This window comes from Thermodesulfobacteriota bacterium (assembly GCA_040754335.1).
Classification (GTDB): domain Bacteria; phylum Desulfobacterota_D; class UBA1144; order Nemesobacterales; family UBA2774; genus 2-12-FULL-53-21.
In genome coordinates this window covers 17,564-41,704 of the sequence record JBFMCV010000002.1, presented here as the reverse complement: position 1 = coordinate 41,704, position 24,141 = coordinate 17,564, and the positions used below count along the sequence as shown (strand labels likewise).

Sequence of the window (24,141 nt, the reverse complement as noted above, 5' to 3'; positions counted from 1 at the left end):
GGCGAACGGGTTGGGCTTCGGTCGCTGGTTTTAGCGGATAAGTTGGAAGGAACCGTATATCAGCGGAAATTGTCCGCCCCCGCTATTTAAGGTCGTTTAGCTCTTTCGTGATATTCCCCACGACCGTCTTGGCGTCGCCGAACACCATCATGGTCTTCTCGTCGAAGTAGAGCTCGTTCTCGATGCCCGCGAACCCCGGGTTCATGCTCCGCTTGATTACCATTATGTGCTTCGCCTTGTCGACGTCGAGAATAGGCATCCCGTAGATCGGGCTCGACTTGTCGTGGCGCGCTGCGGGGTTGGTTACGTCGTTGGCACCTATGACTAACGCGACGTCGGCGTCGGGGAACTCGGGGTTGATGTCGTCCATGTCTATGAGCACGTCGTAGGGCACGTTCGCCTCGGCGAGCAGCACGTTCATGTGTCCGGGCATCCTTCCCGCGACCGGGTGTATGGCGTATTTCACCTCCGTCCCCTGCGCCTGGAGAATGTCGGCAAGCTCCCTTACGCTGTGCTGCGCCTGGGCGGCCGCCATGCCGTACCCGGGTACGACGATGACCGACTTCGCGGTCTTGAATATCTCGGCCGCCTCCTTGGGAGTGCCGGAGCGGGCCTGTTTGGGGCTAACGTCCTCGTCGACGGCGGCCCCCTCTTCCCCCTCCTCTATCTTTCCGAAAGCGCCGAAGAGCACGTTCGTAAAGGAGCGGTTCATCGCCCTGCACATGATGATCGAGAGTATGAAGCCCGAAGCCCCGTCGAGAGCGCCAGCGATGATGAGTATCTTGTTGTTGAGCGCGAACCCGAGGAGCGCCGCGGAAATACCGGCATAGGAGTTCAATATTGAAATAACCGTCGGCATGTCGGCCGCGCCTATCGGAAGAATCAGCATTACGCCGAACGTGAGGGCGAGCGCGAGCCCGAGATAGAACAGGAAGCTCGCCGAGGGTACGAACACGAGTATTATGACGAAAAGTACGATCACTCCGAGGAGGGATATGTTGAATACGTTCTGCCCCTTGTAGGTCCACGGCGCTCCGGGGAGAATGCCCTGGAGCTTGCCGAAGGCCATCATGCTGCCGGTGAAGGTGAGACTCCCGAGCATGACTTCGGACCCTATCGCAGTCATCCTAACGCTGTTGAGATCCTGGCCGTGATAGTACTCCGCTACACCGACGAGCGCCGCGGCCAGCGCGCCGAATGCGTGCGAGAGCGCGGTTCGCTCGGGCATCTTCGTCATCGGCGTCCACGCGGCGATTGCTATGCCCGCCAAGGACCCGATTATCATGCCGACGATTATCCACTCGTAGGTGATGACCTCGTGCTGAAAGAGGGTGCCGATGATCGCCATCGCCATGCCGATCGCCGCCATCTTCTGTCCGCGGCGCGCGGTCTCGGGCGAGTTCAGGCCCTTGAGCCCCAGGATGAAAAGGAGGGCCGAAATCAGATATACGATGTTCGTGATAACGTGGCTCATTTTTCGCTCTTACCGTCCCCTTTCTTGAACATTTTCAGCATGCGCTCCGTGATAAGGAAACCGCCCACGACGTTACACATCGCGCAGGCGACGGCTATCGTGCCGAGCACAGTCACGAGGCCCCCGTGACCTCCGCCCGCGACGAGGATCGCCGCGACCACGATTATCGCCGATATCGCGTTCGTTGCGGACATTAGCGGCGTATGAAGGAGCGGAGGCACGCGCGATATAACGAGGAACCCGAGGAATGCTGCAAGCATGAATATATACAATCCGGCGACTAATAACGCTCCGTCCATGAGACGACGCCTCCTTTCTTTATTTCACGGCCTCTTTTATGGCCGGGTGGACTATCTCTCCACCGTGTGTGATGAGAGAGCCCTTTATTATATCGTCCCCGAGGTCGAGGACGGCTGATTTCCCGTCGGGAGATATCAGGTTCAGGAACGCGAGAATGTTCCTCGCGTAGAGGAGGCTCGCGTGAACCGGCATCATCGCCGGTATGTTAGGGAACCCGATTATCGTAACCCCGTGCTTAACGACTTCCTTCCCCGCCTCCGATAGCGTGCAGTTCCCGCCGTGCTCTACGGCCATGTCCACGATGACCGAGCCGGGCTTCATCTCGCTCACCATCTCCTCGGTGATGAGTATCGGGGCGCGCTTACCGGGGATGAGCGCCGTGCTTATGATGACGTCGGAGTCTTTCGAGTATTTGCGTATCAGCTCCTGCTCGCTTTTGTAGAATTCAGGGGAGAGCTCCTTCGCGTAGCCGCCTACGTCCTCCGCCTGCTCGTGCGGAACGTCGAGCGACACGAACTCGGCCCCCAGGCTCTTTACCTGCTCGCCCGCGGCCGGCCTCACGTCGAACGCCGTCACCACGGCCCCGAGACGCTTGGCCGTGGCAATAGCCTGGAGCCCCGCCACGCCCGCGCCTATGATCATCACCTTGCCGGGATGGATCGTCCCCGCGGCGGTGGAAAGCATCGGGAAGAACCTCCCGCACGCGTTTGCCGCCAGCAGCACTACCTTGTAGCCGGCTACGGTGCTCATCGTGGAGAGCGCGTCCATGCGCTGCGCCCGCGTGATCCTCGGCACCATCTCCATCGAGAGCGCGGAGACCTTGCGCCCGGCGAGCTTCTTTATCTCTTCAGGGCTGGAGAAGGGCTGGAGGAAAGACACGACTATCGCCCCCTCCTTCATCTTCTCTATTTCCGCCAGGGTGGGTTTGTTTACCTTTAATATTACGTCTGAGCTCGAGAGTATCTCGTCCTTAGACTGCGAGACCGCAGCGCCCGCCTGCTCGAACTCTGCGTCGCTTATGAATGACGCCGCGCCCGCTCCGGATTCGACCACGACCTCCGTCCCGGCCTTCGTCATCTTGCTCACTGTTTCAGGGACGGCCGCGATGCGCCTCTCGCCGTCGAGTGACTCTTTGATTATCCCTACGCGCATAAATTATCTCCGCCCTCCGACAAACCGGGGGGACTAGAAATTACCCAAACTCCAGTCCTCAGTCAATATCGAATTTACCATAAAACAGGCGTGCAATGCCAACCTGATCTTCATTTTCACGAAATCAAGCGCTTTATGATTCTATAAATATTTTCAGATCAGTCAAGTTTAGGAGACCTAAATATTGAAAAACCAGCGGACCGTTTAAGTGTCATTGCGAGGAACGGTTCTGAGCAAGCGTAAGAACCGGTCGCTGTCGGATGCTTGCAAATATGCTCATTCATTTATGCAAAAGAGTTTCACAAGCCAAATTACGTCGTGTGCGACCGTGGCAATCTCTTGAAAAAGATGAGATCCTGAATAGATCCTGAAACTAGTTCAGGACATGGTTCAGGATGACAAAAAAAGAGATCGCCATGGCTACTCTCGCAGCACGCGCGGGGGCGAGCCGTCAGTCGTCCTTCCTTCCGGTCTTCTTTCCCGGGCCGCGGAACAGCAGGCCGAAGGAGAGGAGATTCAGCACGGCATCGAGCACATTCACGCCGCCCTCTTCCCGTCCGGGGCGCTCGTCCTCGAACACCGCGTTCTCGTTAACGCTCCTGATCAGGTCCTTCGCGTCGTCGAATATGTCCTCGGGCACCATTATCGTCTTCGCGTTGAGCGGGCTCATATAGGATCCCGTATAGAGAGAGCCGAAGTTCTCGTTCTGGACGTAATAGGGCATCCCCGAAGCCTCGAACATGCTCTTGAGGAATACCAGCTCCGATTCGTCCCCGGGCGTATACAGTCTTTTCATAGGCGGCAATCAATAATGTACCAGAATTATTGCATGCTATAATAAATCGGCCCTTATGAGGAGGAGGGTTCGGGTGGGGCTGTATCTAAGACCAATCCATCAACCCCCAACCCGTTCGTACTGAGTTTATCGAAGTATGAATGGGTTGTGCTTCCGATCACACGTCCGTTCAACCCTTCGATCCTTCGTCCTTCGACAAGCTCAGGATGAACGGATCTCAGGACAGGCGCGCAGTTCAGGATTGGCTCCATTATTTGACTAAAGCTGGGGAGCGACAGAGGGATCATATACGTGCGCAGGTTCTGCGCCTCAGGGCGAACGGGTTAGAGTTACATTTACAAGACGAAGCAGAGGAGGTTCACTAGAATCGTATATGAGCACACATTGTGTGCCGCGGGTCCTGCGTCCCCGCCCGTAAAAATGATATAATACAGGTATACATATATCTCCGGGAGAATGCCGCCATGCAGACACTCGAATCCATACTAAGCGGGCACTACTGCTTCAAGGGGCTCGATAAAAAGTATCTGGACATGATAGCGAAAAAGGCGACCCATGCGAGTTTCAAGGAAGGGGATTACATATTCCACGAGGGCGACAAGGGCAACAAGCTCTATATCATCCAGGAGGGGATAGTGGCGCTCGAGACGAGGCTCGCCCCGGACAGGGACCCGATAACCATACAGATGATAGGAGAGGGTGATGTGTTGGGATGGGCATGGCTTTTCCCGCCGCATCTCTGCCATTTCGACGCGAAAGTCGTCGCGCCCACTAAGACCGTCGTGCTCGACGGCACGTTCATTCGGACTAAATGCGAAGAGGACCATGACCTGGGCTACGAGCTCATGAAGAGGTTCGCTTCCCTCATACAGCAGAGGCTCCAGGCCGTGAGGCTCCAGAACCCCAATATGTACGTCGTCAAGCCGAAGTCGTAAAGAAGCAATCAGAGAGAGTGAAGACGGGCGGAGGTGCGGAAAGGGCTTTATTCCGGGTTTGCCTCACTGTGCTTGAGGCCGTTCACATCCTCGGCGATCAGCTTCCTGACCGCGAGCTTGAGCGTATTGAACCCGAGGTGCGCGCAGTTGGGCCTAGTCATGACAAGCCTCTTGCCGAGCATCCCGGACACGGTCTCGGGCGGCATTTCCTCTATCTCGGATAGCGTCAAGCCCTCGGCCTTCTCGAGTATGAGCGACGTCCCCGCCTGGCTCACCATGCACCCCTCCCCTTCGAAGCTGAGGCGTCTCACGACGCCCTCCTCGTCCGCGTCGACATATACGGTTACGATGTCCCCGCACCCCGGGTTCCCTCCCTTCTGCACGGCGCTCGCGTTTTCGATCACGCCCCTGTTGGACGGGTTTTTATAGTGATCGACGATAAGCTCCATCAATTCGTCGTGTTTCATCGTGTTTTCTCTATCGGGGTTCGGGCTCCGGCCGACAGGCTGCTCTCAGGCATGAGCCTCAGAGCGCGCCGTCCGCGTTCCTGACCTCGCTCCTGATGCGGTTATACACCGCGGAGAGTCCGAACATCCGCCTCGTTCCGAGCTTCCGGTCGAGGCTCAGGCTGTGTATGAGGTTCTCGGGGGCCGTTTCGATCTCGCCGGGAGTCGCCCCGTTGAACGCGTCGACGAGGAGCGAGACGAAACCCCTCACGGTCGGGGATTCCTCGGGCACGTCGGCGTGGATATGCACCTTCCCGTCCTTCATATCGACGAAAATGTACACCGGCGTTTCGCATTCGGGCACGCGGTTATACCCCGCGTCCCTCGCGTCCCTGTACTCCTCCGGTAGCGGAGGCAGCGCCTCGGAGTAATCGAGGAGCATGGAGAGCGTCTCCTGATAGTCGGCGTCCTGAAACTGCCCTATGATCTCATCTATCCTGGTCATGGCCTTTCTCTGATAATTACCGCACCGGCAATAAAAAAGGGTGCGACGGCTGTTCCCGGCACACCCCGGTCTGTTTCCATATATATAATAATACCCCGAAGCTCAGGGTTTCTCTATCGGGGCCTTGACCAGGTTCCCCCACTCGGTCCACGAGCCGTCGTAGTTCCTCACCCTGTCGAAGCCGAGCAGGTACGTGAGGACGAACCACGTGTGGGACGACCTCTCTCCTATCCTGCAGTATGCGATCACGTCGTCGTTCTTCTTGAGCCCCTTGCCCTCCTCGTATATCGCCTTAAGCTCGTCCGCCGACTTGAACGTGCCGTCTTCCTTCACCGCAGTAGCCCAGGGCACGTTCTTCGCGCCGGGTATGTGCCCGCCCCTGAGCGCCCCTTCCTGCGGGTACGCTTCCATGTGGAGCAGCTCCCCCGTGAACTCCTTGGGCGAGCGCACGTCTATGAGGGGCTTCTTCGTTCCGATGTGCTTCGTGACGTCGTCCCTGAACGCCCTGATGGACTCGTTTATGCCCGATACCTTGTAATTCGTCTTCGGATAATCCGGGACTTCCTTCGTAAGAGGCCTCCCCTCCTCGATCCATTTCTGCCTGCCGCCGTTCATGACGAGCGCCTTATCGTGGCCGAAGAGCTTGAACACCCAGTAGGCGTAGCATGCCCACCAGTTGTTCTTGTCGCCGTAGAACACGACCGTGGTGTCGTTCGAGATGCCTTTTTCCGACAGCAGCTTCTCGAATTTCGCCTTGTCTATGTAATCCCTTATGAGCTGGTCCTGGAGGTCCGTCTGCCAGTCTATCTTCACGGCCCCTTCGATGTGTCCGACCTCGTATAAAAGCACGTCCTCGTCGGACTCGACTATCTTTATGTCAGGGTCTTTCGAATGCTGGGAGACCCATTCGGTGCTTACCACAACTTCCGGATGCGCGTACTCTGCCATCTCTATTCTCCTTATAATTTTTATTTATTATTAATTCCTACAGGATGAATATAGATTCATTCACCCCCGCCCTTTCTTTATTTTATTGGTTCACCGGTATTATTTCAAGTCGATCGCCGGTTTTTAACATGCCGGATTTATTAGATTTATGCTTTGGGTAAATCCGCACCGGCTTATACACGGCATTGTTATGGCAAACGCCATGCCATTAGCAACTTTATCCAATGACCATAGGATGTTACGTTTTCGGACAATCGGTGAAATGGCTGATAACCGTGTTATTTTTGTATCACCTGAACAGTATTTATACACGATATACGCAGGCGCGGGAAAGGCGCGGCGAGGGAACGCTTCAGGCAAAGACGTTCATATTTCGATGCCGCGGGCCCGATTTTTATTCGCATGCCGGTAACGGGAACGAGAACCTGCCCGGGCTTTACAGGGGGGGTGACCGGGCATACCACCTGGGAGCGTGCGGAGTCGATAACAAAAGGGGGTTCTTTACACTCGTAAATTATGCTATTATCTAAATAGGGGGGGTATTATTAATTAGCCCTTAAAATTCAACAGGAGGTGAGCATCCATGCTGGAAGAAATGAAAGTCCGCGATCTTATCGGCGCGAGAGACAGGGTGTATTTTGTGGATGCTGAAGACACGGCCGACGTCGCCGCTCTGAAACTCCGGAATTTCAAGGTAAGGACCACAGGCGTTATGCAGGGCGGGCATATAGTCGGAGTCGTGGGTCATTCGGATTTCGCAACCAAGCTTGTGGCCCTCGGCAAGAAGCCGTCAGAGGTGAAGATAGCGGAGATCATGAGCGAGGTCCTTCACACGGTCACCCTCGAATCCACTTTCTATGAATGCCTCGACCTCATGAACGAGCACGGCATATCGCACCTCTTCATACTCGACGAGGACGGCCAGTATTACGGCATGCTCGCGTGGAGCGACCTGCAGCGGATACTCGTGAAGGAGCTCAAGTACCAGCTCAAGGTAGCGCAGGAATACGCGTTCGGCCCGTACTTGGAAGTCTCCAGATAACCCGATATAATTTCACGCGCCGGCCGGGCCGACAGACATTATGCAGGTCGGGGCGGGCGAGTATCATACGTAAGAGAAAAACGAGATGTCCGAAGAAGAGCGCATTGAAGAAATAAGAGAGGCGGCCGAGGCCGTCGAGGAAAGGGTTCAGGCCAAAGAGGCCGAGCAAGCGGCCAAGCCGAAATCGCATTCCCGCGCCGGAAAGGGCCTCATGCAAAGAAGGGAGAGCTTCGCACAGTCGAGCGTCCCCAACGCCCACAGGGGCTACAGCGGAAAGCCTCCCCGCGTCATGATGGGGATAATAGCGTGCCTCTTCGTTCTGAGCTTCATACTCGCGGCCATCACCGGGTGAATAACTTCCCATCCCGATAAATTTCAGTCCTTAGACTGTTTCCTCCGGAATAAAGTGTAAATGTAGGGTCTTTCCTGACCCGAAGGTGTGTAATACAGGTAGTCGAAGTATTCGATCAGGCAGTAATCCTTCCCAAGAAAATCCGACAATATTCTTTGATCGTAATTCATGACGTCGAGACCGCTGCACTTCCTGGCCCCCGTCAGCGAAAAGGCCGCGATGATTACATATCCCCCGATCCTTACCGACCTGTTAAGGACGGTCAAATACATCTCCCGTTCTTTTTCCCCGAGCAGGAAATGCAGAAGCGCCCTGTCGTGCCAGAGAGCCACGTCCCGTAACTCCGCCATTTGAGCGGGCTCCGTAATATCGTCCACTATCCATCTTACCCGGCGGCTTTTCTCCTCCCCCAGCCGTTCCTTGAGCTTTTCCAGCGCCGTTTCGCTTATATCTAAAACGGTAATGTTACTGTATCCCTGATCGAGGAGATAATCGATCAAAGTAGATGCTCCCGCACCGACGTCCAGAATGGGATCGTCTTTTCCGATCCGGCATTTCGATATCAAACTTATTGAGGGTTCAGGAGCCGCTTCATACCAGCCGAGCCTGTTTATCTCATTCGCGGCGTAAACCCGGTCCCAATGATCTTTCGTTCCGGCATTCATTCCTTGCTCACCTTTTTCGATTCCTTTTCCCAACGACAGCGTACGTGGCCGCAAAATTCTTATCGCGGGTTTCAAAGACCTCTTTACCCGTAATCCCGAGGAAATATCCTTCTATTATTATATTGTAGAATTCCGAGATGCAGTCCCTGACCTCATCGACTTCACTCATATGCTGACCCGTTCTGACACCTTATCCGCGCCCGGAATGCCGCCTTACCCCTGCGCGCCGCCGCTCGTTCCGTCCGCAACCTCGGCGACGAGCGCCACGACGTGGTGGCCCGGCTGGGGTACGGGCGGGTTGTCGTTAGCAAAAGCCAGCAGGTCCCCGTTCTCCTTGATGAGGAAGAGAGGCACCGCTTTACCCCCGTGTTGGCTCATGAACGCCTCGTAGTCGAATTCGGCGGTCATCTGTGTCTTCCTTATGACCGCCCCTGTCCCGAACTGAAAAGTAATGTACTCGTATGTGGCCTCGGGCGAGAATAAAAACCTTCCGGTCAGCTCCGACACGGATTTCTCCTCGTGCGCGCTGTGCCTGCCCGACTGCCTCGGGAGCTGGTACACCTGGGACCGCCCGAACGACTCGACGAAGCTTAACGCCGCGAGCGAGTTCACCTCGTCGTTCGACGTGATAGCGAGGAGCTTCCCTATCCCGCCGCAGTCTACCTGCCCGGCCACGTCGTCGAGGATGATGTTTTTATAATGCGCCTCGAGCCCGTCCTTGCGCGCGGCCGACACGTTCTCCCAGCTCGAGTCGACGAGCGACACCATGAAGCCGTCGTCATGGAGGAACTTCGCTATCGCCCTCGCCCAGTCGTGCGCTCCTACGAAGAGCACTCCCTGCGGGTCGGGCTTCGCTATGCCGAGCTTCCTCGCGAGAGACGGCGCGGTGAGCCCGTAGACGAGCACGGTCGCAGTGATAACGAGGAACGTTATGCTCACGAGGTGCTCGGCCTCCGTGAAACCGTCCTGCACGAGCTTAAGTCCGAAGACCGAGGCTACCGAGGCGGCGACTATGCCGCGCGGGGCCATCCAGGAAAGGAATATCTTCTCCTTTAACTGCAGACCGCTGCCCCGCGTCGAGAGGAAAACGCTGAGCGGCCTCGCTGCGACGAACAGCACGAGGAGGAAGAGAGCGCTCTTGTAGCTCATCAGGAAATCGAGGTCGCTGAAAGTGAGCCTCGACGACAGAATGATGAACAGGCTCGATATGAAGAGCACGCGGAGCGTCTCCTTGAATTCCATTATGTGCTTTACGCTCACCTCCCTCTGGTTGGCGAGCACGATGCCCATTATCGTCACCGTAACGAACCCCGATTCCTTCTGTATGTAGTCGGAAAACGTGAAAGCGGCGATGAGGATCATGAGCGTGACCGAGTTCTGGAGGTAATCGGGGACCCAGTATTTCTTAAGTATGATTATCAACGCCCGCGCCCCGGCGACGCCCACCGCGCCGCCGACGATCACGGTCTTGAGCACGCTCAACCCCACTTTCTCGGTCGCCTCGATCACCCCGCCCGCGACGACCGACTGGAAGACGAGCACGGCGAGCATCGCCCCTATAGGGTCGATCACTATACCTTCCCATTTCATGATCGAGCCCATCTTGCCCGTTGCTCTTAAATTACGGAGAAGCGGCATGATGACGGTCGGGCCCGTTACGACTAGGATCGCGCCCAGGAGCGACGCTATCTGGTGGCTGAAGCCGAATAGGAAATATGCGGCTACTGCGGTAACGGCCCACGTGACCAATACGCCCACGGTCACGAGGCTCACGACCACCCTCCTTATCTCCCTCAGCTCCGAGAACTTGAGGTTCATCCCGCCCTCGAAAAGTATCACGGCAACACAGACCGAAACCACGGGCAGCAGGATGTCCCCGAATATCTCGTCCGGGTTTATGAGCCCCGTTACAGGGCCCGCCACGAAACCGGAGGCCAGGAGCAGAAGTATGGCAGGTATCCTCAGCCGCCATGAGACCCAGTAAGCGCCGATGCCGAGCACGATTATCGCCGCGAATCCGATGAGAAAGTGTTCGCCCATAGAAGAATATCCCCCGGGATTGTCCCGTATATCCGGCCCGCCTTACAGGCGTGTGCGCATAACTCCGGATCATGCCGTAATTATATCGGCAGGTCCGCCAAGACTATAGTATGTAATTTTAATTATTTATTTGTACGCATTCCCGGCCGGGAGGCGCCGGGACAGGCGGCAAATGGATTTCAGAATTCACCTCCCGTCAGGGATACTAAACGGATATGACTACAGCTGCCGATGACTCGCAGAAGCACCACGTCGTCATACTCGGAGGAGGGTTCGGGGGGCTTTACGCTGCGAAGGCGCTCTCCCGCTCCGGAATACGCGTTACGCTCATAGACAGGAGGAACTTCCATCTCTTCCAGCCGCTCCTCTACCAGGTCGCGGCGGGCTGGCTCTCTCCCGGCGAGATAGCCTCCCCTCTGCGGATGGTGCTGAGCAGGTACAGGAATACGCACGTCTATCAGGCCGAGGTGACGGACATTGTGCCCGGCGAGAAAGCCGTAGTGCTGAAAGACGGCATAGTCACCTACGACACACTCGTAGTCGCGACCGGGTCGAGCCACCACTACTTCGGGCACGAGGAGTGGGCGAAGACGGCTCCCGGGCTCAAGACCGTCGAGGACGCGCTCGAGATGAGACGAAAGATACTGCTGTCTTTCGAGGCGGCGGAGCGCGAGCCCGACCCGGAGATACAGAAAGCGTGGATGACTTTTCTCATAGTCGGGGCGGGCCCGACCGGGGTCGAGCTCGCGGGCACCATAGGCGAGCTCGCGCGCACCACGCTGAGGCACGATTTCAGGAACATCGACACGGCGAAGGCCGAGATTATACTCGTCGAAGGCAGGGACCATGTGCTCCCCTCCTATCCGCCCGAGCTTTCGGAGAAGGCCGCCGAATCTCTCAGGAGGCTCGGCGTCACGGTGAGGCTCGATACGCTCGTTACGGGCATAGAGGGGAACAAGGCCGCCCTCAGCTGCAAGGGCGTCTGCGATGAGATAGAATCGAGGACGATACTCTGGACCGCAGGCGTGAAGGCGTCGCCCCTCGGCAGGGTGCTCGAAAAAAGAGCGGGAGCCGCGCTGGACGGCACCGGCAGGGTCATAGTAGGGCCCGACCTCACGATACCGGGACATCCCGACATATTCGTCATCGGCGACCTCGCGAACTTCTCGCACCAGGGCGGAACGCCTCTTCCGGGAGTAGCGCCCGTCGCCATGCAGGAGGGGAGGTACGTCGCGGGGATCATAAAAAACAGGCTCGCGGGAAAGGAAACGAAACCGTTTAAATACGAGAACAAGGGAATCCTGGCCGTTATTGGACGGAACGCCGCGGTGGCCGACCTCCCGTGGATGAGGCTCTCGGGATTCCCCGCATGGCTCATATGGGCGTTAGTCCATTTAAGTTATCTCATCGAATTCGACAACAAGGTGCTCGTGCTATTCCAGTGGGCGTGGAACTACTTCACGAGGAAAAGGGGAGTGAGGCTGATTACGGGAGAGTACCCTTCGTCCCTCGTCAACAGCAAGAACGGGAAACCGGGCGAATGAAGTGCTTCACGGGGCAGGAACTATAACTCCCTCTTGCCGAATCCGAACTTCCTCTCGAGGTACACGACGCCCCTCAGTGTCGCAAGGGTGATGACTGTCACCCCTATCGCGAGAAGCGGCTTAGATAAAGCGACGCATATGCCGACTGATGAGACGAACAGAAGCGCGGCCGCGGTCGTAAGTCCCTTCACCCTCTCCTCTCCCCCGCTCCTTATGATCGTGCCCGCGCCGAGGAAGCTCACCCCGGTGATTATCGCGCCTATAATCCTTAATGGATCCGAGCCGAGGGCTACGTCCGAAAGTCCGAAGTCGGGGACTATCAGCTTGCCGAGCGATACCAGGAGCGCGGACGAGCCCGCGACCAGCATGTGGGTCCTTAGCCCCGCGGGCTTGTCGGCGAGCTCCCTGTCGAGGCCGACCGCCGCGCCAAGGAGCATAGATATTACGACGTAGGATAGAATCTTAAGCTCTAGCGGGAGGGAATTGACCATCTGCACTATATAATCCATTCTGCGCGCCCTCCGTGCTTAAGCGGTTTACAGGAATCCCTGGTCTTATTCGGTCTTATTCGCGGTCCATGAGCTTGCCCGCGAGCACGCCCGCCAGGAAAGCGATCAGAATGCTGAGAAAGGGCTTCCGCACGATCCTGCCCTCAAGCGCCTCCACGCCGCTCCGGCCCGTCCTGCGCGCCTTCTCGACCCCGGCGCCCAGCTCCTCGTGGAGCCTTGCGGCCTCCCTGCCGAGCCTCCTGTTTCCCGACTTGTAGGCCTTGCGGCTGAAATCGAGTATGTTGTCCGAAATATTTGAGAATTCGTGTCTCAGCCTTTCCACCTCGTCCTTCAAGGTATCTATTCCTTCCTTGACCCGTCCGTTATCTTTCATGGCTTTCTCCTTCCTGTTTTTAAAGTATGGAACTTACAGAAATGAGAGTCAAGGAAAATTAACGACACACGCTTGGTGTGACTTACGAATCCGTCCGCCCTCGCGCCCGCTCGTCCTGCCTCCCCGGCGAAGCTTAAACGTAGAGGGGAGCTTGTCGAAGGACGAACGGGCAGGATTGAACAAAAGAGCGCCGGAGCGCCCCCAATTGACATTACCCCTGAATATCTGTACCTTATCTACTGAGAGGTAACGGCATGTTTGGACATTTCGGGCTACCCGAACTTTTAATAATCCTTGTGATTCTGCTATTAATCTTCGGTCCCAGCAGGTTAGGCGACCTGGGGGCTTCCCTCGGGAAGGGGATCAAGGGTTTCAGGAAATCGATGAAGGATGACGAGATAGACGTCACCCCTTCCAAGGATGAAACGAAGCAGATAAACGACCCCAAGCTGGAAACAACCGGCGCGGCTTCCGAGAGCAAAAAGAACGCTCAGTAACCCCCTCTGCATCCGAATAAAGAAGCAAATTCCCCTGATGACTCCGGGTACGGAATAGTTGTATAATTACCCTGCCGGTGTTTCATTCCGGTGGGGGGAAATATGGTCTTGTCCGGACATACCCGGAAAACGGGAAGGGATAACTGCATACGCGATCAGCGAACAATCCGTGAGGCTCTGCGTGAGATATGAACACGGAATACACGGATGAGAAAGCGAGGCCCGGCAAGCGGGACCTCCTCATATACTATGCCCTCGAGCTCATCGTCGCGGCTCTGATCCTCGTTACCGGGCCCGCCGTCGCGAAGCACCCGCTCCTGATATTCGTCCAGATCGCGGGGATATGGATAGTCCTCTGGGTAGTCTGGACCAACAGGGTAAGAAAATTCCGCATTTCCCTCGACCTCCATCCGCGGACGAGGTTCGTGGCCAAAGGGCCTTACAATTTCGTGAGATACCCGGTGTACACGGCCATACTCATCATAACGCTCGCCCTCGCTGTCGACAGGCTCGAGATCGAGGGGTTCGTCCTCTGGCTCATTCTCCTGGCCGTCTTTATCATGGACATAAGGTTCGAGGACAGGCTCTACTCGTCCTACTTCAGCGACTATTCGCTCTACAAGGGAAAGACCTCCCGCCTGGTGCCGTACGTGTATTGAGCGGCGGATGAGCACCCCCCAGAGAGAATTTAAGGCATTTTCCCCCTTAGAAAAAGAGCCTGTCCTGAGCTTGTCGAAGGAGGGATTCAGGGGGATTTAAAATAAGAAAAGGCAAATCCTCCCTATCCCTCCTTTTCCAAAGGAGGGGATTAAAAAAAGAGAGTCCGCCGCCACCGCCAACCCTATATACCCCCCTTTGGCGGCGGGGTGGGAAACTTTTGCCATGAGTCCTTTTGTCCTTCGACAAGCTCAGGACGAACGGGTTATTTGAGATGCTGTATTAAGAAAAGAAGCCAGATGAAACCGTATACGAGCGCAGCTACTGCGCAGGTTAGTCGCCGCGGATAAAAACATGCCTCAGATGCTGAATCAGGCAGAGGCGATGTGGAAGAATAATAGAACACACTATGTGTGCTACACCCACTCCCCGAGAGTCTTCCTCTCGAAAGGGCACCTGCCCAGGCGCACGTGGTCTTCGAACTCGTGGCGGAATTTCCTGACTATCGAATCTATGGGCATCGCGCACCCGTCGGCGAGCGCGCAGATGGTCGTCCCCCTCATCTGGAAACACGCGTCGAGGAGTGTGTCTATGTGCTCCATCCTCCCCCTCCCCTCTTCTATCGTCGTGAGCATCTTCTCGAGCCACCACGTCCCTTCCCTGCACTGGACGCACTGCCCGCAGGACTCGTCCCTGTAGAAGTGGGCGAGGTTCTGTGCGACCCTGACCATGCAGGTCGAATCGTCCATGACCGTCACGCCCGCGGTGCCGAGCATGGAGCCCGCGGCGGCGAGGGAATCGAAGTCCATCGTTATGTCGAGCTCGTCCGCGGAGAGGACGCCGGCAGAAGAGCCGCCGGGAGAGACCGCCTTGACGCTCCTCCCGCCCGGCACGCCTTCCCCGTACTCGTTTATGAGGTCCCGGAGCGTAATGCCGAGGGGCAGCTCGTAGAGGCCGGGCTTGTTTACGTTCCCGCAGAGGCCGTAGATCTTTGTGCCCGTGTTCTTGGGTATGCCTATGCCGGCGAACCAGTCGGCGCCTTTATTAATTATATGCGGCACGCACGCGAGCGTCTCCACGTTGTTTATGATCGTCGGACATCCGAACAGCCCTACCTGCGCCGGGAAAGGCGGCTTCGGCCTGGGCTCGCCGTTCTTCCCCTCTATCGATTCGAGGAGGCCCGTCTCCTCGCCGCAAATATACGCGCCTGCGCCCCTGAAGAGCACGACGTCGAGGTCGAAGCCCGAGTTGAGTATGTTCCTGCCGAGATAGCCTCTCTCGTAAGCTTCCCTGATCGCACCCTCGATTATCTTCGCGCCGTAGGGCATCTCGCCCCTTATGTATATGTACGACTTGTGCGAATTGATCGCGTAGCATGCGATGATTATGCCTTCGAGCATCTGGTGAGGGTCCTGCTCCAGTATCTCCCTGTCCTTGAAGCTCCCGGGCTCGCTCTCGTCGGCGTTGCAGCAGAGGTATATGGGCTTCTTAGAGTCCCTCTGTATGAAGCTCCACTTCACCCCGGTCGGGAAACCCGCGCCTCCCCTACCCCTGAGCCCTGCCTTCTTTACCTCCTCTATTATTTCATCGGGCTTCATCCCTAATGCCTTGGGGAGAGCGGTATAGCCGCCTCGGGATATGTATGAATCGATCGTGTGCGAATCGGGCACGCCTGCGTACGTGCGAATAATTCTCAGTTCGGGCATGGCTTCACCTGTTGAATTCTGATGCGGAGTAATTTACATGGGAATTTTTGACCTTGCCAAATTTGACCGGACGCCGCCGAAGATAATCCGATAACCATTCATCCGAGCAGCATATCGACCGTATGCCTCGCAAAAGCCAGCGAGCAGGTGAATGCGGGGGATATGGCGTTGAGTATGTGGAGCGAGTCCCCTTCCCTGACCACGACGAAGTCGGTCACGAGCTCCTTCGTCCGCCAGTCTACGAGCTGGGGGCGTATGCCGCGCTTGGGCGTGTCCTCTACGTCGCCGATACCGACGGAGGGAAGGAGCCCCCTCGCTTCTTCGATCAGGTTACGGGCCGAGTATTTCCTTATCTCCGTCAGGGCCGCGTATCTGAACGCGTCGTTCGCGAAGAAGAGCACGCCGTCCCGGAAGAGTATGGAGAGCGATTCGAGGGAGAGGTCGTCGAGAAACCCGTATTCCTCTCTGCCAAATACGGGGATGGCGGTCGGGCCGATGTAGACCTCGTCCCTGACGCTCCTCGTGAAGTGCACGCCGAGGAAAGGGTTCCTCAAGTCGGGGACGGGATATATGTTCCCCTTCACGAGATACGCCTTCTCCTTTTTCAGCTTCTTGTACGTGCCCTTGAACGGGAGCACCTTGTAATCCCCGCCGACGCCGAATGCCGCCGCAACTTTATCCGCGAAAGTGCCCGCGGCGTTGACGAGCTTTCCGAACCTTATATCCCCCGCGCTCGTGACGGCGGTGTGCGTTTCCTTTAGTCCGAGGAACGAAGCGCGTAAGAGGAACCGCACCTTTCCTCCCGCTTCGAGCTCCCTTCTCATTTCGTTCAGTATCTCCGCGGGGTCGACCACGGCCGTGTCGGGGGAATAGATGGCCCTTCTTCCGGGCGCGGCGTAAGGCTCGATCTCGAGGAGCTCTTTCGGGTCGATAACGGAACACCTCGCCCCGGAGGAATCCGCCCTTCTCTTTAGCTCCGCAAGCATCTCTTCTTTTTCGTCGCTGTCGGGGACTATCACCTTGCCGGTTTCCTTGAGCGTGAGGCCCCTCTCCCGGCAGTACTCCTTCATGAGCCGGTTCCCCTCGACGCAGAACCTCGCTTTGTTAGTCCCGGGTGAATAGTAGATGCCCGCGTGGAGCACGCCGCTGTTCCTTCCGCTCGCGTGAGCGCCGAGCCTCTCCTCCTTTTCCAGGATGAGGACGTCGCCGACACCTCGTTTGGCGAGCTCCCGCGCGGTCGCGAGCCCCGTAATCCCCGCGCCCACGATGAGTATGTTGCAGCTCTGCGCAGAATGTGTACTCATATGCGATCCTCATGTATCTTCACTGCTTAAACCGGCAATGAAGCCAAACCCGTTCGTCCTGAGCTTGTCGAAGGGTTGAACGGGTATCACTCCCGAAGGATTGCAGGAGGAATCTATCGATTTTAGCCGTAATAAGATATTTTAGCCGAGATTCTGCCTTAACCTCCGCTACCGCTCAATTCCTACGATTGTCGGATATGCACCTGTAGCTACGTAACGACCGTAAGACACACTACGTGTGTGATTTTTGCTTCTTTGTATCAAGACAAAGAAGAAAAAGATAATTTTAATTTTGTTTAAAATCCACCCTGGCCCTCCTTTAGTAAAGGAGGGAAATACAAGATAAACAATAGATTTCTCGCATGCGTTCGAAATGACAAGATAAGGGAACGAGATCGCCACGGTCGCTACGCTCCCTCGCGAAGACAGAAAAAAACACGGCCCCTCTCATCCCTTCTTCCTCCCTCCCGCCGACTTGTTAATCCACTCGACTACAGTATTTACAGTGAACGCGGGGTTTTCCATGCAGTCGTGCTTGGCGCCCGGAATAAAGGTCAATTCGGCTTTTTTATTCCCCGACTTCCTGAGAGTCCCCAGGAGCTCGTTGACCTCGTCCGCCCCGACTACGTCGTCCTGCTCGCCGTGTATGAAGAGCACAGGCACCCTCACGCCCGAGATTATCTCGTTCGTCTTCGCGTTCTGCGCCTCGGGGCTCCTCATGTACCACCACGTCCTGTACGTGAACATCTCGCAGTCAGCGGGGTCGAACGAAGGGCCCCACGCCCTGTAGACGACGAATATCCTGTCGTTCTTCGTCTCTGACGGGTCGGGCTTGAGCACCTTTTTCGCGAGCTCGTATATGTGCTCGTAGGACGGTATGCTCTGCCACTTGTCGAGCCTCCGCTTGTGCGAGAGGGGGAGCGACGACGAGCATCCTTCGAGTATGACTCCCTTCACGTTCCTGTGTGCGCCGCGCACGGCATAATAGACGGTGATGTTCGCCCCGAGGCTCCATCCGAGGACGTATATCTTTTTGAACCCTTCGGCAACGAGGGCGCCGACCGCGGCGTCTATGTCGAGCACCGAGTCGTCGAATATCCCCCCGCCGAATATCTGGCCCGTGAACGCGAGCCTCGTGTTTATGGAGAGAGAGCTGATGCCCCTTTCGACGAGCGCGTTTGGAAGGAGCCTCGGCGTCCCCCTCGCGAGGAAATGCCCGAGCACGCCGTGGACGAGGAGGACTATGGGCGTGTTATACAGGTCCTTTTCTTTCTCGAATTCGCCCGACACGAGGACGGCGTTTATAAGAAAACCGTCCGGGGCGCTGAATGAGAGGAGCTTTCTCTGTCTCGGAACCATTTCTGACCGTCCGTTCCCTTATCTGAACCTCTTGTCGAGCCACCTGACGATGATCTCCCCCAGCTCTTCCTCTTTCCCCTCGAACGTGTGTCCCGCGTTCACGTAAAAGGCGGAGACGTCCTGGTTGCCCGACTGTATCGCAATGTCCGCGAGGCTGTGAGTCTCTTCGGGCTTCACGATGTCGTCGTACCATCCCTGGATCAACAGCAGCGGGAGCTTTATCCTCTCCATCTTGAGGTACGCCTTCGCCATATAAGCCTCAGGCCCCGCGAGGAACCACCAGGTCTTGTACGTGTAGATCTCCGTGTGCCAGGGGAGGTACGTATTCCCGCGGCCTTTATATATGAGTATCGTCCTGTCGTGCTGCGTGTTGTACGGGTCGGGCTTCAGTATCTCTTTCGCCTCTTCGTAAACCTCGTCGTACGAGGGCTCGCTCCCCCACCTGTTCCACCGCTTCCTTATAGATTCGGGCATAGAATAGGGAGTCGCGAGCGACATGACGCCTTTGAGATGAGGGTAGCGCTCGGGGTCGCTCCTGAGCGACGCGTACCTGAGCACAATGCACGTGCCGAGGCTGTACCCGGAGATGATGACCTTCTTGTACCCGAGCCTGACGAGGTAATCGACAGCGGCGTCTATCTGGGGCATGACGTCGTCTATTATCCCGTAGCCGAAGAAGAGGCCGAAGTTCGCCATGCGCGTGTTTATGGCGAGCGAGGAGTACCCGGCCTCGGCGAGTATCGGCGGGAGGAAGCGCTGGCTCCCGTCCAAGAAATTGCCGAGGAACCCGTGGACATGCACGATGCCTACGTCCCTCTCCGGTATACGGTCGTCCTTCACAGTGCTGTGGTAGTAAAGCGCGTCTACCTTGCCCTCGCCCGAGGGTATGGAAACCAGCTCCTGCTCCATGTATTTCATATCAGCATCCGCATGCAATGTTTGCTCATGATTGATTTCTGCGAAGCGCTACTGCAGCTCCTTCATTGTCATTGCGAGGGAGCGCACTTTGCGACCGCGGCAATCTCAAGAAAAAGACGAGATCCTGAATAGATCCTGAAACGAGTTCAGGACATGGTTCAGGATGACAAAAAAAGAGATCGCCACGGCCACTAACGTGGCCTCGCGAAGACAGATACATAAAACTGGTCAGGCTCTATTTTAGCAGAGATTGGGTTGAGAGAATAGCCGATGAACGTAAAGGGAAAGAATACCGGGAGGCAGATCACACTCGACCGGGGAAATAATCCCCGGGATCATTAATCACCCTGTCGGCGAAGCGCTTGGCCTCTTCCCACGTGGATGACTCCCCGAGCTTGAGCACCTTCCTGGACAAGGCCCCCTCGGCGAAAACGGTCTTCGTCTTCGGGTCCCATATAATCTGCCAGTTGTCGCTGCCCTCGCCCCTCACCCAGCCGAAGGGGAACGTCCCGACGTCGCCCACGGTCGATGCTCCTTGCTCAAGAGTCCGAGGACTTTGTCCCCGGCCGCAGGATTAAGCTATTCTCAATCACGGGATTGTCAAGCGCAGGTCAGCGCACTTTCCTCACGACTTCCCTCGTGCCCATCGGGTTCGTGAACACGACCTCGGTGAAGCCGCACTCCTTCATCCGCTCCATGGCGGTCTTGCCGTCGGAAACCGTGAGGAGGAAAGGCGCGATGAACGACTTCTGGAAGGGGCAGTTGAGGCAGGAGAAAACGATCGCCTCGTTGAGGTCGCCCCTCGATGAAATATGTATGGTGGGATAATCCTTCTGATACTGCTCGCTCCAGTCGTTCACGCAGAGGAGCCGGTTCGGGTCGGGAAATACGCGCGGCACGTCGACGACTATCGCCTCGGTCCCCCTGAACCCCTTGAACACGGCCTGAGTGAAGCCGCATTCGTGGAGCCTCATGAGGCCCGTCTTTCCCCTGTACTCGGACTCGAGGAACGGTTTCACGTAGTGCTCGTCGAGGCTGCAGTCGGGGCAGCTGAACACCGCGATCTCGTTATACTGCCCGCGGGTCGTGACCTTGATGTCCGCCTTCTGCCCCTTGTAGAGCATCGTCCACTGCTCGGCGCAGTAGAGGCGCTGGGGCTCGGGCTCTATTTCCTCTATCTCAACGTCAAGAGCCTCATCCGCGGTCTCGACCTGGTTCGGATTGACTGCGTCCGGCTGCGGGCCGGTGTCGGCCGCGTGAGAATAATGCGATTCTAAAACTCCGTAGGCGACAGCTATCGCCAGGATCAGAAACGCCGTAAGTGTGAAGTGCCTCATTCCAGTCATCCTCCGTTTCACTTATTTTACAGCAAATCGAGGATTTATGGAATACCTTGAGTAACACATTAATTTCGCCTTAAAACCGACGGGGGACATTGAGTAGTTGCCAGGATTAAAAGTGAGCCTAGTAGGGTAATCATAAGTCCGGTAAGGCGCTCAACCGATCCCCTCGTTAAACTCCCTCAAATCCCTCTCGATTTCCCTGGATTCCTCCCTGAACTCTTCGAGCCCGGGGATCATTCGAAGCTCATCCCGTTTGCCCCCCTTCCCGAAAACAGGGAAGCGGATGAGGCAGACGCCGAGACCCAGCCACGCCCCCCAGATGAAGCAGCAGAGGAGAACCGAATTCGTGTAGATAAGTGCGAGCACGCTCAGGAACTCGCCCGAGACTATGACGAGCGGGAGAATAATCATACCTTTAAGCGTAGAGATAACTCCATCGAGGAACCCTCCGAACCTGCGACTTCCCGCAGATAGTCCCCCGCCCAGGCACGCCCCCGCGAGTATGGATGCCAGGAGAGGAAATAACGGCGATACGAGGAGGTATATGAACCCCGACGCGAAACCCGTGACCGCGGCCCTCGATCCCGACACCACGCTCCCGTTCTCGAATTTCGAGAAGGTCGAAGCGAATACGACCCCCGCAAGCAGTATCGGGTAGAAGAACGCGCGCCCCGGTGAAAACATATTGAAGACCGCATACCCGCCGAGGAACGCTATTACGCCCCACACGCCCGAGAGGAGCACCGGAACTATGAATGATTTTATCTCGGCTTTCATTTGAGTCTCCTTGTTCGTCTCTTGACCAATCACAAAAAAAACTGTCATTGCGAGGAAGCGAACGAAAGTGAGTGAAGCGCGGTAATCTCACTTTTTTGTCATGCTGAACTTGTTTCAGCATCTCGCTTTATTCATGAGATTGCCGCGGTCGCAAAATACGCTCCCTCGCAATGACAATGTGGGGACAATTTTACTTCTGAGCCTCTCTCGCGTTAGCCTTCTGCTGCTTGATGATTTTCTTTCCCTCGTCCGACATCGGCGCGGGCGCGGCAGGGCCGGAGATGCTATCGATCGCGTCCCTCAGCTCAGCCTCCTGCTCCACCGTCCTCGCGCTCTTGTAGGGGCTCATGTTGAGATTAGCGATGCTGTCATACGCACTCTTCAATTTAGACAGCGCGCCCTGCCTGTCTCCGCTTTCGTACGCCGTCGTCGCCTGATAATAGACGCCCGAGGCGTCGACGGATATCCACCTCGCCGATACGTCCTTGTTCTCGTTCCGGGCGACCTTGTCAGCGTCATCCGTCACTTCGTAGGAAAGCGGCGTCACGAGACCCGATGGACTCTCGTTATTAAGCAGGTCCTTGAATTCGAGCGCGGCCTTCCCGAGGTCGTTCTGTCCTTCTTTCCCCGCCGGCACTTTCAGTTTCACGAGTATGTCCCTCTCCTGACCCCCGAAAAAATCGCCGAGCTTTATCTCGGCAACTCCGTCCGGGGTTCTGGTCCACATGTATCCGTAGACCTCTTCGAGCGTTACGCCCGGCGCGAACCCGATCCTTATCACGGGGTCCTTTGCGACAGTGGCGGCGATCTGCCCGAACTCCTTCCGGAAAATTCCGCTAAGCTGCGTCGGGGACTCTATGAAGTAGTAATTGCCCGCACCGTGCTCGGCGATGCTCATCATGAGGTTCTCGTCGTAATCTACGCCCAGCCCCATAGTCGTTACGTGTATGCCCTTCTCCGAAGCGCGGCTCGCGATCCTGCCGAGCTCGCCGACGTCGGTAACACCCTCGTTAGCCAGGCCGTCCGAAAGCAGTATGACGCGGTTCACGTACCCGTCCCTCTTGACCGAATCGAGCTGCTCTATCCCCTTTACGAGTCCGCCCGAGAGGTTGGTCGAGTCCGTCGGGTAGAGGGCGCTCACGACGGACGCCGCCCTGTCCTTGTCCGTGAGGGGCTGAATCGGGAATAAAAGCTCGACGTCCGTCGAATACGCGACCACGGCGAGCCTGTCTTCCTTATTAAGCCCGGCGATTATCTGCTTCGCCGCCTCTCTCGCGTACTCTATCTTCCCCCTGTCGCCCATAGAGCCGCTCCTGTCTATCACTAGGACGAGGTTTACCGGAGTCCTCTCCTTCAATTCAGCCTCCTTTCCCTTTATCCTCAGATTGAGGAACATATCCCTGAGCGACCCCTTCTCGACGTAAGGGTGACTCAGCTTTATGTCCCAGGTCACCGTGTCCGTGACCGGATCCGTATCGATGTTCACATCTCTCTCCTTCGGCTTTGGTATTGTCGGGAAGGCGGATATATATTTCCCTCCCGCGAGCGCCGAGAATATAAGCAGAAAAATTCCGATGATTGCCATGCTGCTCAAGTTCTTCATTTCCTACCGCCTCCCTTGTTTAAATTCCTTCTCAGGTTTTCGACTTCTTCATGTATGAGCCGGGTTTCGTGCTCGCGCTCCTCCCTCTCTTTCTCGCGGTCAGCGGCAAAGAGCCCGGCCTCTTCCGTGACCCTCTCCTCGACCTTCCTGAAGACATCGAACGGCTCTTCCGCGTAAGCACCGGCGCATCCCGTTATGTCCTCTTTCGACGCGGGCGAACCTTTCATGACGCCGATCTCTTTAAGGAGTAGCGTCCTCTTCGTCTTGGCAACCTGGACTCTCTGATCGAGCTCGGCGTAACGGCTTTCATAGTCTTTCAGCTTCCCCCTGTCCCCGGCCTGAGCAACGGCGAGCCTCCTCGCCTTCTCCTCGAGCGTCCTCTTCTTCCTCACGGCCTCGACGGCGTTCTCCTCCATGTCCCGCCTCACGTAGTCCTCGGCCCTCTCCTGCCAGTACTTCACCTGCTCCCCGATCCTTTTCGAGAGCTTCTCCTGCTCGTCTATCCTGAACCTGAGCGCTCCTATCTTCACCCTCGCCTTCTCGAGCCCATCCTCCATCTCCTCTACGGCCTGGTTAAGCATTTTCTCCGGGTCCTCCGCCCTCGACACCCAGTCGCTAAGCTGCGACTTCACGATATGCCCCACTCGCTTCTTAAGTCCCATGATCGATCTCCTTACTGCGGATTTAGGGATTATTACGAACGGCGTGGGGGAAAGTTTCACACACACAATGTGTGTTTTATGATTCCATCCAATACTTCTGCTTCCGCCAGCATCCAATACGTCCGCAGCGACTCCCCGCCCGTTCGTCCTGCATGTCCGGCGTAGTTTTAACGAAGCCGGAAGCCTGTCGAAGCACGTATTTTTATTCTTCCGACATTACAGAATTTGCGTTAA

Annotated in this window: 27 protein-coding genes; 6 read left to right on the top strand and 21 right to left on the bottom strand. The window is 56.5% G+C overall.

Annotated features, from left to right (window positions below; genetic code table 11):
• Window positions 1-82: 82 nt before the first annotated feature.
• From AB1598_03610 to AB1598_03595, 4 genes are all read right to left on the bottom strand, one after another.
• Window positions 83-1,474 carry an NAD(P)(+) transhydrogenase (Re/Si-specific) subunit beta gene (locus AB1598_03610; protein ID MEW6144088.1) on the bottom strand — a complete coding sequence of 464 codons (1,392 nt, stop codon included), beginning with the start codon at window positions 1,472-1,474 and terminating at the stop codon, window positions 83-85.
• On the bottom strand, window positions 1,471-1,773 hold the full coding sequence (locus AB1598_03605) for an NAD(P) transhydrogenase subunit alpha (GenBank protein ID MEW6144087.1): 303 nt from the start codon (window positions 1,771-1,773) through the stop codon (window positions 1,471-1,473). The genes AB1598_03610 and AB1598_03605 overlap by 4 nt, the downstream gene beginning before the upstream one ends.
• Window positions 1,774-1,792: 19 nt before the next feature.
• A complete protein-coding gene (locus AB1598_03600) occupies window positions 1,793-2,926 on the bottom strand; it encodes a Re/Si-specific NAD(P)(+) transhydrogenase subunit alpha (protein ID MEW6144086.1) in 1,134 nt (377 codons plus the stop codon).
• A 451-nt stretch (window positions 2,927-3,377) separates the two neighbouring features.
• Complete coding sequence (locus AB1598_03595) at window positions 3,378-3,722, bottom strand: DUF2007 domain-containing protein (GenBank protein MEW6144085.1); 345 nt, start codon at window positions 3,720-3,722, stop codon at window positions 3,378-3,380.
• A 464-nt stretch (window positions 3,723-4,186) separates the two neighbouring features.
• Here AB1598_03595 and AB1598_03590 point away from each other — a divergent pair, with 464 nt between their 5' ends.
• Window positions 4,187-4,657 (top strand): cyclic nucleotide-binding domain-containing protein, encoded by a 471-nt coding sequence (locus AB1598_03590; protein MEW6144084.1) that lies wholly within the window; start codon window positions 4,187-4,189, stop codon window positions 4,655-4,657.
• 47 nt (window positions 4,658-4,704) lie between these two features.
• Here AB1598_03590 and AB1598_03585 read toward each other — a convergent pair whose 3' ends face one another.
• The 3 genes from AB1598_03585 to AB1598_03575 form a co-directional block, all read right to left on the bottom strand.
• A complete protein-coding gene (locus AB1598_03585; GenBank protein ID MEW6144083.1) occupies window positions 4,705-5,124 on the bottom strand; it encodes an iron-sulfur cluster assembly scaffold protein in 420 nt (139 codons plus the stop codon).
• A gap of 58 nt (window positions 5,125-5,182) precedes the next feature.
• Window positions 5,183-5,608 carry a SufE family protein gene (locus AB1598_03580; protein ID MEW6144082.1) on the bottom strand — a complete coding sequence of 142 codons (426 nt, stop codon included), beginning with the start codon at window positions 5,606-5,608 and terminating at the stop codon, window positions 5,183-5,185.
• Window positions 5,609-5,710: 102 nt separating this feature from the next.
• A complete protein-coding gene (locus AB1598_03575; protein MEW6144081.1) occupies window positions 5,711-6,556 on the bottom strand; it encodes a sulfurtransferase in 846 nt (281 codons plus the stop codon).
• A gap of 583 nt (window positions 6,557-7,139) precedes the next feature.
• Between AB1598_03575 and AB1598_03570 the strand changes: the two genes are divergently transcribed.
• Window positions 7,140-7,598 carry a CBS domain-containing protein gene (locus AB1598_03570; GenBank protein ID MEW6144080.1) on the top strand — a complete coding sequence of 153 codons (459 nt, stop codon included), beginning with the start codon at window positions 7,140-7,142 and terminating at the stop codon, window positions 7,596-7,598.
• An 85-nt stretch (window positions 7,599-7,683) separates the two neighbouring features.
• Window positions 7,684-7,950, top strand: coding sequence for a hypothetical protein (locus tag AB1598_03565; protein MEW6144079.1), 267 nt, complete (start codon window positions 7,684-7,686; stop codon window positions 7,948-7,950).
• A gap of 23 nt (window positions 7,951-7,973) precedes the next feature.
• Here the strand turns inward: AB1598_03565 and AB1598_03560 are convergent, their stop codons facing one another.
• From AB1598_03560 to AB1598_03550, 3 genes are read right to left on the bottom strand one after another with little or no spacing between them, the layout of a single operon-like run.
• Window positions 7,974-8,615 carry a class I SAM-dependent methyltransferase gene (locus AB1598_03560; GenBank protein MEW6144078.1) on the bottom strand — a complete coding sequence of 214 codons (642 nt, stop codon included), beginning with the start codon at window positions 8,613-8,615 and terminating at the stop codon, window positions 7,974-7,976.
• A gap of 7 nt (window positions 8,616-8,622) precedes the next feature.
• The gene (locus AB1598_03555) at window positions 8,623-8,784 is read right to left on the bottom strand and encodes a hypothetical protein (GenBank protein MEW6144077.1); all 162 of its coding nucleotides are present in this window, start codon (window positions 8,782-8,784) and stop codon (window positions 8,623-8,625) included.
• Between the two features lie 44 nt (window positions 8,785-8,828).
• Window positions 8,829-10,655, bottom strand: coding sequence for a sodium:proton antiporter (locus AB1598_03550; protein ID MEW6144076.1), 1,827 nt, complete (start codon window positions 10,653-10,655; stop codon window positions 8,829-8,831).
• A 215-nt stretch (window positions 10,656-10,870) separates the two neighbouring features.
• Here AB1598_03550 and AB1598_03545 point away from each other — a divergent pair, with 215 nt between their 5' ends.
• Window positions 10,871-12,199 carry an NAD(P)/FAD-dependent oxidoreductase gene (locus AB1598_03545; GenBank protein MEW6144075.1) on the top strand — a complete coding sequence of 443 codons (1,329 nt, stop codon included), beginning with the start codon at window positions 10,871-10,873 and terminating at the stop codon, window positions 12,197-12,199.
• A 20-nt stretch (window positions 12,200-12,219) separates the two neighbouring features.
• On the opposite strand, the gene AB1598_03540 is transcribed toward AB1598_03545, so the two are convergent.
• Both AB1598_03540 and AB1598_03535 read right to left on the bottom strand, forming a co-directional pair.
• The gene (locus tag AB1598_03540; GenBank protein MEW6144074.1) at window positions 12,220-12,708 is read right to left on the bottom strand and encodes an MgtC/SapB family protein; all 489 of its coding nucleotides are present in this window, start codon (window positions 12,706-12,708) and stop codon (window positions 12,220-12,222) included.
• Window positions 12,709-12,763: 55 nt separating this feature from the next.
• Complete coding sequence (locus tag AB1598_03535; protein MEW6144073.1) at window positions 12,764-13,081, bottom strand: hypothetical protein; 318 nt, start codon at window positions 13,079-13,081, stop codon at window positions 12,764-12,766.
• Window positions 13,082-13,335: 254 nt separating this feature from the next.
• Here AB1598_03535 and tatA point away from each other — a divergent pair, with 254 nt between their 5' ends.
• Both tatA and AB1598_03525 read left to right on the top strand, forming a co-directional pair.
• On the top strand, window positions 13,336-13,578 hold the full coding sequence (tatA, locus tag AB1598_03530) for a twin-arginine translocase TatA/TatE family subunit (GenBank protein ID MEW6144072.1): 243 nt from the start codon (window positions 13,336-13,338) through the stop codon (window positions 13,576-13,578).
• A 188-nt stretch (window positions 13,579-13,766) separates the two neighbouring features.
• Window positions 13,767-14,237 (top strand): methyltransferase, encoded by a 471-nt coding sequence (locus AB1598_03525; GenBank protein ID MEW6144071.1) that lies wholly within the window; start codon window positions 13,767-13,769, stop codon window positions 14,235-14,237.
• A gap of 414 nt (window positions 14,238-14,651) precedes the next feature.
• Here AB1598_03525 and nuoF read toward each other — a convergent pair whose 3' ends face one another.
• From nuoF to AB1598_03480, 9 genes are all read right to left on the bottom strand, one after another.
• Window positions 14,652-15,941, bottom strand: coding sequence for an NADH-quinone oxidoreductase subunit NuoF (gene nuoF, locus AB1598_03520; GenBank protein MEW6144070.1), 1,290 nt, complete (start codon window positions 15,939-15,941; stop codon window positions 14,652-14,654).
• Window positions 15,942-16,039: 98 nt separating this feature from the next.
• Window positions 16,040-17,245, bottom strand: a complete 1,206-nt coding sequence (gene lhgO, locus AB1598_03515; GenBank protein MEW6144069.1) for an L-2-hydroxyglutarate oxidase — start codon at window positions 17,243-17,245, stop codon at window positions 16,040-16,042.
• A gap of 447 nt (window positions 17,246-17,692) precedes the next feature.
• The gene (locus AB1598_03510) at window positions 17,693-18,604 is read right to left on the bottom strand and encodes an alpha/beta fold hydrolase (GenBank protein MEW6144068.1); all 912 of its coding nucleotides are present in this window, start codon (window positions 18,602-18,604) and stop codon (window positions 17,693-17,695) included.
• An 18-nt stretch (window positions 18,605-18,622) separates the two neighbouring features.
• Entirely contained in the window at window positions 18,623-19,522 is a 900-nt protein-coding gene (locus AB1598_03505) for an alpha/beta hydrolase (GenBank protein ID MEW6144067.1), read from the bottom strand.
• Between the two features lie 304 nt (window positions 19,523-19,826).
• On the bottom strand, window positions 19,827-20,045 hold the full coding sequence (locus tag AB1598_03500) for a hypothetical protein (GenBank protein MEW6144066.1): 219 nt from the start codon (window positions 20,043-20,045) through the stop codon (window positions 19,827-19,829).
• A gap of 88 nt (window positions 20,046-20,133) precedes the next feature.
• Window positions 20,134-20,859 (bottom strand): hypothetical protein, encoded by a 726-nt coding sequence (locus AB1598_03495; protein MEW6144065.1) that lies wholly within the window; start codon window positions 20,857-20,859, stop codon window positions 20,134-20,136.
• 159 nt (window positions 20,860-21,018) lie between these two features.
• Entirely contained in the window at window positions 21,019-21,642 is a 624-nt protein-coding gene (locus tag AB1598_03490; GenBank protein MEW6144064.1) for a hypothetical protein, read from the bottom strand.
• 190 nt (window positions 21,643-21,832) lie between these two features.
• Window positions 21,833-23,245 (bottom strand): VWA domain-containing protein, encoded by a 1,413-nt coding sequence (locus tag AB1598_03485; GenBank protein MEW6144063.1) that lies wholly within the window; start codon window positions 23,243-23,245, stop codon window positions 21,833-21,835.
• Window positions 23,242-23,907, bottom strand: coding sequence for a PspA/IM30 family protein (locus AB1598_03480; GenBank protein ID MEW6144062.1), 666 nt, complete (start codon window positions 23,905-23,907; stop codon window positions 23,242-23,244). Before AB1598_03480 ends, AB1598_03485 begins: the two co-directional genes overlap by 4 nt.
• Window positions 23,908-24,141: the final 234 nt, after the last annotated feature.

What these genes read in the sequence shown, in the direction of transcription:
- AB1598_03610 (MEW6144088.1), bottom strand. Translation starts at nt 1,474, where the DNA reads ATGAGCCACGTTATCACGAACATCGTATATCTGATTTCGGCCCTCCTT.
- AB1598_03605 (MEW6144087.1), bottom strand. Translation starts at nt 1,773, where the DNA reads ATGGACGGAGCGTTATTAGTCGCCGGATTGTATATATTCATGCTTGCA.
- AB1598_03600 (MEW6144086.1), bottom strand. Translation starts at nt 2,926, where the DNA reads ATGCGCGTAGGGATAATCAAAGAGTCACTCGACGGCGAGAGGCGCATC.
- AB1598_03595 (MEW6144085.1), bottom strand. Translation starts at nt 3,722, where the DNA reads ATGAAAAGACTGTATACGCCCGGGGACGAATCGGAGCTGGTATTCCTC.
- AB1598_03590 (MEW6144084.1), top strand. Translation starts at nt 4,187, where the DNA reads ATGCAGACACTCGAATCCATACTAAGCGGGCACTACTGCTTCAAGGGG.
- AB1598_03585 (MEW6144083.1), bottom strand. Translation starts at nt 5,124, where the DNA reads ATGAAACACGACGAATTGATGGAGCTTATCGTCGATCACTATAAAAAC.
- AB1598_03580 (MEW6144082.1), bottom strand. Translation starts at nt 5,608, where the DNA reads ATGACCAGGATAGATGAGATCATAGGGCAGTTTCAGGACGCCGACTAT.
- AB1598_03575 (MEW6144081.1), bottom strand. Translation starts at nt 6,556, where the DNA reads ATGGCAGAGTACGCGCATCCGGAAGTTGTGGTAAGCACCGAATGGGTC.
- AB1598_03570 (MEW6144080.1), top strand. Translation starts at nt 7,140, where the DNA reads ATGCTGGAAGAAATGAAAGTCCGCGATCTTATCGGCGCGAGAGACAGG.
- AB1598_03565 (MEW6144079.1), top strand. Translation starts at nt 7,684, where the DNA reads ATGTCCGAAGAAGAGCGCATTGAAGAAATAAGAGAGGCGGCCGAGGCC.
- AB1598_03560 (MEW6144078.1), bottom strand. Translation starts at nt 8,615, where the DNA reads ATGAATGCCGGAACGAAAGATCATTGGGACCGGGTTTACGCCGCGAAT.
- AB1598_03555 (MEW6144077.1), bottom strand. Translation starts at nt 8,784, where the DNA reads ATGAGTGAAGTCGATGAGGTCAGGGACTGCATCTCGGAATTCTACAAT.
- AB1598_03550 (MEW6144076.1), bottom strand. Translation starts at nt 10,655, where the DNA reads ATGGGCGAACACTTTCTCATCGGATTCGCGGCGATAATCGTGCTCGGC.
- AB1598_03545 (MEW6144075.1), top strand. Translation starts at nt 10,871, where the DNA reads ATGACTACAGCTGCCGATGACTCGCAGAAGCACCACGTCGTCATACTC.
- AB1598_03540 (MEW6144074.1), bottom strand. Translation starts at nt 12,708, where the DNA reads ATGGATTATATAGTGCAGATGGTCAATTCCCTCCCGCTAGAGCTTAAG.
- AB1598_03535 (MEW6144073.1), bottom strand. Translation starts at nt 13,081, where the DNA reads ATGAAAGATAACGGACGGGTCAAGGAAGGAATAGATACCTTGAAGGAC.
- tatA (MEW6144072.1), top strand. Translation starts at nt 13,336, where the DNA reads ATGTTTGGACATTTCGGGCTACCCGAACTTTTAATAATCCTTGTGATT.
- AB1598_03525 (MEW6144071.1), top strand. Translation starts at nt 13,767, where the DNA reads ATGAACACGGAATACACGGATGAGAAAGCGAGGCCCGGCAAGCGGGAC.
- nuoF (MEW6144070.1), bottom strand. Translation starts at nt 15,941, where the DNA reads ATGCCCGAACTGAGAATTATTCGCACGTACGCAGGCGTGCCCGATTCG.
- lhgO (MEW6144069.1), bottom strand. Translation starts at nt 17,245, where the DNA reads ATGAGTACACATTCTGCGCAGAGCTGCAACATACTCATCGTGGGCGCG.
- AB1598_03510 (MEW6144068.1), bottom strand. Translation starts at nt 18,604, where the DNA reads ATGGTTCCGAGACAGAGAAAGCTCCTCTCATTCAGCGCCCCGGACGGT.
- AB1598_03505 (MEW6144067.1), bottom strand. Translation starts at nt 19,522, where the DNA reads ATGAAATACATGGAGCAGGAGCTGGTTTCCATACCCTCGGGCGAGGGC.
- AB1598_03495 (MEW6144065.1), bottom strand. Translation starts at nt 20,859, where the DNA reads ATGAGGCACTTCACACTTACGGCGTTTCTGATCCTGGCGATAGCTGTC.
- AB1598_03490 (MEW6144064.1), bottom strand. Translation starts at nt 21,642, where the DNA reads ATGAAAGCCGAGATAAAATCATTCATAGTTCCGGTGCTCCTCTCGGGC.
- AB1598_03485 (MEW6144063.1), bottom strand. Translation starts at nt 23,245, where the DNA reads ATGAAGAACTTGAGCAGCATGGCAATCATCGGAATTTTTCTGCTTATA.
- AB1598_03480 (MEW6144062.1), bottom strand. Translation starts at nt 23,907, where the DNA reads ATGGGACTTAAGAAGCGAGTGGGGCATATCGTGAAGTCGCAGCTTAGC.